The sequence below is a fragment of the Emticicia sp. 17c genome (assembly GCF_037153985.1).
GTDB lineage: Bacteria > Bacteroidota > Bacteroidia > Cytophagales > Spirosomataceae > Emticicia.
On sequence record NZ_JBBAYI010000015.1, the window covers coordinates 76707 to 87999 of the forward strand.

10 protein-coding genes are annotated in these 11293 nt (G+C 41.8%); all 10 read right to left on the bottom strand.

Features of this window, described 5'->3' with window-relative positions; all coding sequences use genetic code 11:
- The 10 genes from WAA15_RS22155 to WAA15_RS22200 all read right to left on the bottom strand — a co-directional run bounded on the left by WAA15_RS22155 (position 1) and on the right by WAA15_RS22200 (position 11217).
- The gene (locus tag WAA15_RS22155; RefSeq protein ID WP_337045031.1) at positions 1-861 is read right to left on the bottom strand and encodes a DUF58 domain-containing protein; all 861 of its coding nucleotides are present in this window, start codon (positions 859-861) and stop codon (positions 1-3) included.
- A gap of 5 nt (positions 862-866) precedes the next feature.
- On the bottom strand, positions 867-1844 hold the full coding sequence (locus tag WAA15_RS22160; protein ID WP_337045032.1) for an AAA family ATPase: 978 nt from the start codon (positions 1842-1844) through the stop codon (positions 867-869).
- A 3-nt stretch (positions 1845-1847) separates the two neighbouring features.
- Entirely contained in the window at positions 1848-2462 is a 615-nt protein-coding gene (locus WAA15_RS22165) for a DUF4159 domain-containing protein (RefSeq protein ID WP_337045033.1), read from the bottom strand.
- A 99-nt stretch (positions 2463-2561) separates the two neighbouring features.
- Positions 2562-3899, bottom strand: a complete 1338-nt coding sequence (locus WAA15_RS22170; protein WP_337045034.1) for a TldD/PmbA family protein — start codon at positions 3897-3899, stop codon at positions 2562-2564.
- A gap of 106 nt (positions 3900-4005) precedes the next feature.
- Positions 4006-5646 (bottom strand): TldD/PmbA family protein, encoded by a 1641-nt coding sequence (locus WAA15_RS22175; protein WP_337045035.1) that lies wholly within the window; start codon positions 5644-5646, stop codon positions 4006-4008.
- A 270-nt stretch (positions 5647-5916) separates the two neighbouring features.
- Positions 5917-7233 carry a TldD/PmbA family protein gene (locus WAA15_RS22180; RefSeq protein ID WP_337045036.1) on the bottom strand — a complete coding sequence of 439 codons (1317 nt, stop codon included), beginning with the start codon at positions 7231-7233 and terminating at the stop codon, positions 5917-5919.
- A gap of 27 nt (positions 7234-7260) precedes the next feature.
- On the bottom strand, positions 7261-8907 hold the full coding sequence (locus WAA15_RS22185; RefSeq protein WP_337045037.1) for a TldD/PmbA family protein: 1647 nt from the start codon (positions 8905-8907) through the stop codon (positions 7261-7263).
- Between the two features lie 474 nt (positions 8908-9381).
- Positions 9382-9987 (bottom strand): DpnII family type II restriction endonuclease, encoded by a 606-nt coding sequence (locus WAA15_RS22190; protein WP_337045064.1) that lies wholly within the window; start codon positions 9985-9987, stop codon positions 9382-9384.
- Positions 9984-10307 carry a DpnII family type II restriction endonuclease gene (locus tag WAA15_RS22195; RefSeq protein ID WP_337045038.1) on the bottom strand — a complete coding sequence of 108 codons (324 nt, stop codon included), beginning with the start codon at positions 10305-10307 and terminating at the stop codon, positions 9984-9986. Before WAA15_RS22195 ends, WAA15_RS22190 begins: the two co-directional genes overlap by 4 nt.
- Positions 10285-11217, bottom strand: a complete 933-nt coding sequence (locus WAA15_RS22200; RefSeq protein WP_337045039.1) for a DNA adenine methylase — start codon at positions 11215-11217, stop codon at positions 10285-10287. The genes WAA15_RS22195 and WAA15_RS22200 overlap by 23 nt, the downstream gene beginning before the upstream one ends.
- Between the last annotated feature and the right edge of the window lie 76 nt (positions 11218-11293).

The following is an 11293-nucleotide window of genomic DNA, read 5'->3' on the forward strand; positions in this document are numbered from 1 at the left end:
TTATAATTTCCTTTTCTTTAATGACTCGGTTATAACCCTTGCAATGGGGTCGTTGAGTGTTATTCTGATTAAACTTACGTTGGGAATCAGTAAGGCAACTTCGAGTTTTTGCAGATAGTCCGCCATTGCCGTTTTAAATTCTTCTTTGATAGCTTCTGCCTGCAATTCAATCTCTTGTTGTGTTTCTAAATCTTTAAAACGGTAAAAGCCTTTTATGTTAAATGCTGTTTCTTCTTGCCCCAGTACCTGAAAAATCACTATGTCGCGTCTTGGATTAGCAATATTTTTTATCAGTTGTACCCACTCGTTGCCTGCTTGTAAAAAATCTGACGCAATTACAATTAATTCTTTTTGTTTCTGCTGAAACTCCATGAATTTAGGGTTGGTGTTCTTCCATTCTCCGTGTGCTTCGGCTTTTTCAAGCGAATACAAAATTCGCTGAAAAGATTGCTTACCCGCCGGAACAAGTGTTTGTAAGTTTCCGTCCTGTAAGGTGTAGAGGCTCATCTGGTCGCTTTGGCGATACCCTAAGTAAGCCAGAGAAGCCAGTAAAATTTTGCAATATTTTAAACGGCTAACGGCTTTTTCTTGATAATTCATGGAGCCGGAGAGGTCGAGAACAAATCTTATATGCAAATTACTTTCAGTAGCCGACTCCCTGACGAGGTGTTTTTGCGTACGGGCAAAAAGTTTCCAGTCTATGCGTTTTGGGTCGTCGCCGGGTTCGTAGTGCCTGTATTGCTCAAATTCTGTTCCTATACCCGAACGCTTGCTCCCGTGGATTCCCAGCATAACCTCTTCACTAACCAACCTACCAGCCAGTTGCAGATTATTCAATTTAATAAGTTCAGTCGTGAGCATCGGCTTTATTTTTTCAACAATTCCTCAATCACATTATCTGTCGTGATGTTTTCGGCCTCGGCACGGAAATTCAAGGCAATTCTATGGCGCAATACTGGATAAGCCAGTACTGCAATATCGTCAGGAATGACCGAAAAACGTTCGTTCAATACAGCCCTTGCTTTGGCACACAAAATCAGGGCCTGCCCTGCGCGTGGGCCTGCACCCCAATCGCACCACTGTTTAACAAAATCAGAGTTAGTATTGGCCGGACGTGTATTTCTCACCAAATGATTAACTCGTATAATTAATTCGTCGCTGATGTGTACTTGTCTGGTTAATTTCTGCAAGTCAATAATTTCGTTGTCGGTCAGTACCGTCTGTAACGATTGCTTACCAATACCTGTCGTATTTTTCAGTACGTTTAGTTCTTCCTGTTCAGACGGATACCCCAGCTTTATATATAATAAAAAACGGTCGAGTTGTGCTTCGGGTAGGGGGTATGTACCTGCCTGTTCGATGGGGTTCTGGGTGGCTATAATCAGAAATGGCAGCGGTAGGTCATAGTTTGTACCTGCATAAGTAACTTTGTATTCTTGCATGGCTTCGAGCAATGCTGCCTGAGTTTTTGGAGGCGTACGGTTAATTTCATCGGCCAGAACTATGTTGGCAAAAATAGGCCCACGATTAAACTTGAAAAATTTCTTGCCTGTTTCGTGGTCTTCTTCCAGAATTTCGGTTCCGATAATATCACCCGGCATCAGGTCGGGGGTAAACTGTACACGCTTGAATTTCATGTCGAGTGCTTCTGACATGGTTTTTACCATCAGGGTTTTAGCTAGCCCGGGTACACCTTCAAGTAAACAATGCCCGCCTGCCAGTAAACTAATCAGTATTTCATTGATGGCTTCTTCCTGACCCACAATAACCTTGCTGATTTCTTTTTTCAGTTGGGGTAGCTTTGATACCAGTGATTTATAATGGTTAAGTGTTTGTGCTTCCAATGTTTAAACAGTTAATGCATAATTAATGATATTGACTCCGAATTTGGTGTTGTCTTCGGCCAGCCAGCGTTTATTTCTGAAATCGTAGTCCCATTCGCAGCCATAATCTTTATTGCTGTAAAGAACCCCGATTCGGCCATTTATCTGAATTGCTTTCAGGTAGTCATGCACGAGGTCATCGCCCCAGCCGTTTAGTTCAAAACTGGTAGTGGGCGGGCCATCAAAATGAAAGAAAGAATGATAAATAGGGTGTGTATTGGGGATTTTCTGGAGTGCTTTAGCTCCGAAGGTACGTGCCATTTCCTGTTCAAAAGATTTAGCAAATAGCCCGTCGATGTCATGATTACAATCATCTACAAAAACAAACCCGCCGTTTTCGACATACTTACGGAAATGGTCTCGTTCCTGACTCGAAAATTCTACTAATTTATGACCGCTAAGGTAGCAAAACGGACTTTTAAATATATCGTTACTACTCAATAACACCACCTTTTCTTTTTCATCAATAGGTATGGTTGTATACTCTACCAGCGAGTTCAGGATATTGGTAGGCATGCGCTGGTCAGTATCCCAATCCCCCGAAGCATATTGAATCCGAGTGAAAACGAAAGGTTTCAAGTGTAATGAAGTGTTAATTTTCTGTAATCTTTTCTTTGGAAATACCGATAGCAGCAACAAGAAACTGAATTCTGGCTGCTGCTATCGGTTTTAAACCGATTATACCGCGTCAGAAAGTGAAGAGAACGTAAATTCTCTGATTTTCATGGGTGGTACAATATAATTCTGATTTGACTCCGTACTTACAACCCGCTCAGGTTTACCTAATGTTTCAAGGTTGTTGAGCATGATAATCGGGCTTTCGTTAAAACGGAAATTCTTTATCGGATGTTTTATTTTACCATCTTCAATATAGAAAGTCCCGTCGCGGGTAAGCCCTGTTTGTAGGAGAGTCTGAGGGTCAACCGACCTGATATACCATAATTTGGTTACCAGAATGCCTCTTTTGGTACTTTTAATCATATCTTCGAGTGAAGCCGTTCCGCCTTCCATAATCATGTTATTTGGGAATGGTACGGCAGGGACGCCTTTTTTCTGTGCCCAGTATCTTGAGTAAGACAGGTTTTTAACGACACCTTTTTCGACCCAGAAAGTTTTTTTCTGTGGGCGACCATCGCCCGACCAAGCTGCTGCAGGTAGCTCAGGATGCTGTGGGTCTGAGTAGAATGTGACGCGTTCGTCAACTATTTTTTCGCCCAGTTTGGTTTTTCCGCCAGCTTTACTCATTGACGAACGCCCTTCGTCAGCACTGCGGGCATCCATATCAAAATAAAGGTTTTCTAATAGAACTACTGCTGCAGTAGGCTCCAGAATAACAGTATATTTGCCCGGCTCGAGAGCTTTGGCTCCTACCGAACCTAGTGATTTCTGAATCGCAACTCGGGTAGCCGCTGCGGTGTCGAGCTTGTTAAGGTCATTGTAGCCTCTGGCAACATAGCCCGAACCTGTGCCATCCTGTGTACGGACAGTCAACGAGAAGTTAACGTTTGTGTCAAGATAATAAGCAAAAAGCCCTTTCGAGTTCATCATAGCGTTGTAACCTTTGCGGTCTTCCAGAAAACCCGCTGCCACGAGGTTCTGTGTTCTGGCTAGCTGGAGGCTTTTGTCTACGGCATCGGCACGGGTTGATGGTGCAATATTTGCAGTAGAATCATAATATCCATTCGACTTGATGTATTCCTGTGGCCCTAACAAGCCCACGTACTCGGGGTTTTCGGGGGCTAAACGTGCTAATTCTTCTGCCCGACGTACCACTTTTTCGATAGAGGCATCGTCGAATTCATCGATAGTGGCGATTCCGACTTTTTTTCCGAAAGCCGATTGCACTTGTAAATTTTGATTGATTAACGAACCACTGGTTGATACCTCATTACGGGCGTATCGTATATTACCACGTGTTTCGCCTAGCAGATTTACTTCACATTCATCTGCTTTAGAGTAGCTTAAAACCTTTTTTAATAAGGCTTTAGCTTCTGCTTCGGTTAGTATAACAGACATTTGATTTTTCAGATTTTAAGGTTAATGAAAAGCCCGGCAAAAGATGAGCAGTAGTAATAACTGCTTTTGTGTTTCCTTCTGACCGATGCGCCATTTTGCTAAAAGATTAAATTTTACGGGCTGTATTAATGACGTTAACTCCGTTAAAACGAGTAGTTGAGCTACCGTGTGACACCGCACTTGATTGCGAAGGTTGCCCCTTGCCATCAAAGAACGAACCTCCCAGACGATAATCTCTTTCGTCACAAATCTGCACACAAGAGTTCCAGAATTCCTGCGTGTTTGATTGATACGCCACATCTTTCAGCATACCTTCAATCTTTCCATCTTTGATTTCATAAAACAATTGCCCACCAAACTGGAAGTTATAGCGTTGTTGGTCAATCGAGAATGAGCCATCTCCGATAATATATATGCCTTTTTTAACATCTTTTATCATTTCATCGACCGAAAGCGGTTTTTTACCCGGTGCTAGCGAAACATTGGCCATGCGTTGGAACTGTACCGACGACCAGCTGTCGGCATAACAACAGCCATGCGATTCTTTTTCACCAATAATATGTGCTTGGTCTCTGATAGCCTGATAGTTAACCAGAATACCATCTTTAACGAGGTCCCAACGTTTGGTTTGCACGCCTTCGTCGTCCCAGCCTACGGCACCTAACGACCCCACCTGTGTTTTATCGGCAAAAAGGTTTACTTCCTTGCTGCCATAATTAAAGTTTTTACTTTGCCATTTATCGAGTGTTGCAAACGATGTACCTGCAAAGTTGGCTTCATAGCCCAGTACACGGTCTAGTTCCAGCGGATGCCCCACCGACTCATGTATGGTAAGCCAAAGGTGCGATGGGTCCAGAATTAAATCATATTTACCTGCTTCAACCGACTTGGCTGTAAGTTTTTCTTTTGCCTGACGGGCAGCTGCGGTTACGTCTTCCAGCATATCGTAACCTTTATTATAACGGGTTGTTACACCCGGTAGTTTGTCTGACGGGTTTGCCTGAAGGTATTCATAGCCCATACCAACTGGCGCACTTAGTGCTTGGCGTGTTTCAAATTTGCCTGATTTGGGGTCAATGGCTGTTACGGCTGCTATTGGCCAGATACGGTGAATGTCCTGATCAATATAAGAGCCATCTGACGATGCAAAATATTTTTGCTCATTTACCATAAACAACACAGAGTTAACATAGTTGGCTCCGTTTTTCAGGGCAGCGTCGTTTACACTCAAGAGTAAATCGACCTTTTCTTTAATAGGTACCTCAAAGGCGTTTTTGATGATAGGGGCTTTCCAGCTTACTTCGCCGTAGCCTTTTTGCGGGGCCAGTTGCACAGGCTCTTTTAGTAATTTGGCATTGGCTTTGGCAATAGCTACTGCTTCTTCGGCTGCTCTGGCGGTGTCGGCTTCACTTTTGGCATCTACTACTGCGGCAAAACCCCAGCAGCCATTAGCAATTACACGTACTCCCACGCCATAAGATTCTGTGTTAACAATGTTCTGAACTTTGTCTTCGCGTGTTACAACAAACTGGTTAAGGTAACGGCCAATACGAACATCGGTGTAGGTAGCACCTTTGGCTTTTGCGGCATTGAGGGCAGCGTCGGCCAGACGCTTTTTAACGGCTACATCAATACCTTTATCTATGAGGGCTTCTTGCGACACAGCATTGCCCACAATCGGAATATTTGGCAACATCATGGCGCCAAATCCCATACCAGATAATTGGATAAAGTCTCTTCTTTTCAAAGCTTTTTCAGTTTTTAATTTTGTTAGTGAAAGATTTTGTATACTGGAACTATAAAAGTAAGAATTTAAATGAACTTAATACTAACCCAGTAAGGGGGATTTTGATAAATGGACAAATAAATGGGCAAAAGGCTCGTTAAAAAACGTTAAATACGGATAAAACCCAAGTGATAAAGAGAGAATCTGATATTTTTACCAATAGGCTTAGCTACGAAAAAAACTTCGGTTTCCCTCTTTACCATTGGTTTGAACCCTATGGGGAGTTATATTTTATACCGCGTCAGAAAGAGACGAGAAGGTAAAGTCTCTGATTTTCATTGGCGGAATCATGTTTCCGTTTACGCGCACAGGCGCACCCATTGCTTCAAGGTTGTTGAGCATAATTACAGGGCTTTCGTTGAAACGGAAGTTTTTTACAGGAAACTTGATTTGTCCTTTTTCGATATAAAAAGTTCCGTCACGTGTAAGACCCGTGTAGAGTAATGTCTGAGGGTCAACGGCACGAATGTACCAGAAACGTGTTACCAGAATACCTTTTTCGGTTCCTTTAATGAGGTCGGCTAGCGATTGCGTGCCTCCTTGCATCAGAAAACCTGATGGTGGCGGAACGGCCTTCACACCCTTTTTATCGGCCCAGAATCTGGAGTAAGTAAGGTTTTTTACGACACCATTTTCAATCCATGTGATTTTTTCCTGCGGGCGGCCATCGCCTGAAAAACCAGCATTAGGCACGTCGGCATTTGTGGGGTCTGAGTAGATGGTTACTCTTTCGTCGAAAAGCTTTTCGCCTAAGCGGGTTCCGCCTCCTTTTTTACTTAAAAAGCTTCTTCCTTCATCGGCATTACGGGCATCAAAGCTGCGCATCATGTTTTGCAGCAATTCGGCCGAAGCCACGGGTTCCAGAATAACGGTGTATTTGCCCGGCTCTAGTGCCTGCGCTGAAACCGATGCCATTGCTTTCTGAATAGCTACTTCGGTTGCCGACTTTGTGTTGAGTTTTGAAACATCGTTAAAGTCTTTAATGGCATAGCCTGAACCCATGCCGTCGGCGGTGCGTACAGTTACCGAGAAATCGACCGAAGTTGACTTATTATAACCGAATAAACCTTTACTGTTGCCGATAGCAAAAAAGCCGGTGGTGTCTTCCAGATACCCCGCTGCTACGAGGTTCTTTTTAGAACAAGGGTCGATACTATCAAAAGCGGCTTTGGCTCTGAATGTAGGGTCAATGTCGGCCGTACTTTGGGCAAAACTATTCGACTCTACATATTGTTGTGGCCCTAACATGGGCATATATTCAGGGTTTTCAGGAGCTAATCGAGCAATTTCTTCGGCTCTGCGAACAGTTTTTTCTAAAGATTTGTCGTCAAACTCATTAATGGTTGAGGTACCCGAACGTTTACCGTATACGGCTGTTACTGCCAAAGATAAATCGTTTGATTCACCACTGGTTGATACTGTGTTGCGGGCATAACGAATGTTTCCGGTGCGGCGGCCTGTAATGCCTACGCTCATTTCGTCAGCTTTTGAAAAGGCTAAAACCTTGTCTATGATTTTCTTAGCTTCTTCTTTTGATAATATAGCCATTGTTAAAATTCTGTTGATGATGTTAGGTTAACCAATTTTTCTGCCTGTATTAATGACATTTACACCATTAAAACGAGTAGTTGAACTACCATGTGACACGGCACTTACCTGCGAAGGTTGCCCTTTGCCATCGAAGAATGAACCAAACGTGCGGTAATCATCCTTGTCGCAAATCTGCGTACATGAGTTCCAGAACTCCTGTGTGTTTGACTGGTAAGCCACGTCGTCGAGCATTCCGGCTAGTTCACCGTTTTTGATTTCATAAAATAGCTGCCCGCCAAATTGGAAGTTATAACGCTGCTGGTCAATAGAATAAGAACCACGGCCAATAATATAGATACCTTTCTCAACGCCTTTAATCATATCCATCACATTCAGTTTTTCTTTGCCCGGGCGAAGCGATACATTTGGCATACGCTGGAATTGCACAGAGTTCCAGTTATCGGCATAACAACAACCGTGTGATTCTTTCTCTCCGAGAATATTTACTTGGTCTCGGATAGCCTGATAATTTACCAGAATACCATCTTTAATTAAATCCCATTCCTTGCAAGGTACGCCTTCGTCGTCATAACCAACGGTACCTAAGGTATAAGGCTGGGTTTTGTCGGCTACGATATTTACCAGTTTGCTACCATAATTGAAGTTTTTCGACTTCCATTTATCAAGCGTGGCAAAGCTGGTTCCGGCGTAGTTGGCTTCATAGCCCAACACACGGTCAAGCTCGGTTGGGTGGCCTACCGACTCATGAATGGTTAAGCCCAGATGGTTAGGGTCAAGTACGAGGTCATATTTACCCGGTTGAACCGATTTCGCCGTGAGTTTTTCTTTGGCTTGTTTAGCTGCATTAATGGCATCTTCTACCATATCGTAAGAGTTACGATACCCCACCAGCCCGTTTGGTCCGGCAATTTTTTCGCTTGCAAGGCCATCAAGATACTCATAACCCATACCCATCGGTGAACTGATAGCATCACGGGTTTTGAATTTTCCGGCTTGTTTGTCAACGGCTGTAACCGTAAAATTAGGCCAGATACGGTGTACATCCTGATCGATATAAGAGCCGTCAGAAGAAGCAAAATACTTTTGTTCGTTTACAAAAAACAGGTTTGAGGTTACAAAGCCTGCTCCGTTTTTCATGGCTTCGCTGTTGACTTTCATCAGCAAGTCGATTTTCTCCTGAACCGGAATTTCAAAGGCATTTTTCTTGATAGGTGTTTTCCAGCTTACTTCGCCTACGCCTTTCTGAGGAGCAAGCACTACTGGTTCGGTCTGAATTTTTGCATTGGCTTTAGCAATGGCCACGGCTGTTTCGGCACATTTGGCTATGCCTGCATTGCTTACGTCGCTGGTAGCAGAGAAGCCCCAAGTGCCATTGGCAATTACCCGAATACCCACCCCGTAAGACTCTGCATTGACAATGTTCTGCACTTTGTTTTCGCGGGTGAAAAGGAATTGTTGCAGATACCGCCCGATGCGTACGTCGGTGTAGGTTGCGCCTTTGGCTTTAGCTGCGTTTAGAGCTATGTCGGCCATTTTCTTTTTCATAGCGGCATCAGCCACGGGTTCGAGTAGTTGCTCAACTGGTACTATATTGCCCAAGACAGGTATCGACGAACCCATCATTGCCCCTAAGCCCATACCCGACAATTGGATAAAATCCCGTCTTTTCATAATTGGGTGAGTGATTGAAGTTTGAAAGATGAAATACTATTATTTGTAAAAATGAAAAAAAACTCCATACTAACCAATAATTCTGCTAAAATTCCCCCAATATGGGTGAACAAGCATACTTGATTGATATAAAGTCCTTTATCGTTAAGGTCGCATCTGAGTGAAATACTGGCTTGTTTCAGGCAGCCTGTACTTTGCACCTCTAAAAATAATGAAAAAATAATATACCCGTTCTTGGCTACGACAAAAGAATGTTTTTTTGCGACTTACCAAGACCAGCAACACTGTTGTATCGAAATCGGGGTGAGTGAAATTTATTTTTGCAACAATGTTGCATTTTTTGGGTAAAGATAATATCTTTGCTAGTATAAAACCAACAGGTAGGTTTTAATCAGTAGAGATACTGTTTATAGATGTTTTTTATGTAGAAATCCGGTGGTCGTCTGGCTGCCGGATTTTTTTGTAGGGGAAGATTCAGGCTAGTATATGCTCCAGCACTCCGTCTTTTAATAGTTTCAAATTTAATAAGTATACCGACTTATCGTAATATTCACGAAGAGGCTTTAAGGTTGAACTCCAGCCCATACCGTCGGTAATCCAGATAAAATTAATTTTTTGTTCTGACCAGTAATGAAACATTTCTGCATACTCGGTGGCTGTGGCTTTTAATTTTGAGCCTCCGCTTCCATAGAAATTAACTTCGATAAAAAATAATTCATCTCCTTTTTTTATGACAAAATCAATGATTCTTGACGATTTGTCGATGATTATTTTTATTCCCCATTTCTTGAAAATTTTATTGGCATTAGCTTGTGAGAGGTACTGAAGCCCTAATTTATCGCATACAGTTTTGATGTATACCTCTACAATGTTTTCCATCAATAAACCGCCTCTATTTTTACGCCCGTTACTATCAAGCCCTACTTCAACCCCCATTACATAATCGACAAGGTTTTTAATTTTTCTATCTTTTAAAAGGCTGGCAATACCCGAATGATGCAAAAATTCTATCAGGTCATCAATCTGCGAATCGCTGAGGCTTTGATTGGTGAAACTATATTTTTTATAGAGAAACGCTATTTTTTATAGAGAAACGCTGAAGTATCAATGAGTACATCAATTGAAGCATCTCTGAGCGCAATAAGTGAAGGAAAACAAGTAATAATTTCAGGATACCTATGTAGTAATTCGCGAGCTTTGTTATCAAAATCGTCTTCTCCGATTAAAGAGTTAAGCATATTAAGCTGTAATTTTATAGGCTCTACATGATGAAATACTTTTTGCCAATTAACAAAATATTCCCACGTGGTTATTTTATCCGTAAACGATTGCACAATGAAATTAAATAATTCATCTTCGTTATTGGTCTTAGTCAGGCTATAAAGCAGGCTTCTGGGCATAATTATAAATTAGTAGTTCGGCTATTTCTCCTCTTTTACTTGGGTCTGAATTAATGCTGCGTTTGGCTTTTACTCTGTCAACCTGTATTGATTCGTCGGCGTATAAATCATCAAAAAAATTATCGTCTGGATTAGTATTTCTAGGGTCTGAGTTACTTAAAAGCCATTGATAGTTTTTTGAAGATAATACATCACAAAATTGTTTTAATCTTGTTTGTTCTTTGTCATCGAAAACATCCGTTGTATAAGAATTAAAAGATGATGTATTGTTAAGGGGCCGGTACGGTGGGTCGAAATAAAAAAAAGAATCAGTTCCGGCGTAGTTTAAAGTTACTTCAAAATCGGCATTGAGAATGGTTACTCTTTGAAGCAAATGGCTGTCGGCCATAATTGTTTCAGGATCACAGATTCTGGGTTTTTCATACCTGCCAAAAGGCACATTGAATAGATTTTTACTATTTACTCTGTAAAGACCGTTAAAACAGGTTCTGTTCAAGAAAATAAGAAGCACTGTGTGGCTGAGTGTATCGGCGTTTCTGAGGTTAAAAATTTCACGTTTTTCCAGAAAGAAATTTTTGCGTTCTTCTTCTGAGATTAGCTTGTAATATTTTGTTTGTAATTCCTGAAGTGCTCGAATAAGAGCAAGTGGTTGCTCTTTTATGGTAGTATAAGCCTGTGTGAGGTCATGATTGATATCACTTATAACAGCTTTACGAATACTTGGGTATTTCTGTAAAATCCAGAATAACACAGCCCCACTCCCAATGAATGGTTCTATGTAGGTCAGTTCTCTTCTTTGTTTCAGGTCATGGGGTAATCGTTTTTCGATAGCAGGTATTAACTGCCCTTTACCTCCTGCCCATTTCAAGAAGGGTTTTGCCTGTAGTACTTCTGGAAATAAAACATTCATATAATAAATTATTCTGGATATTGCTTTAAGCAAAATAAGGATTTATTGGCTGAAATAGCAAATTAAGAAGCAGATT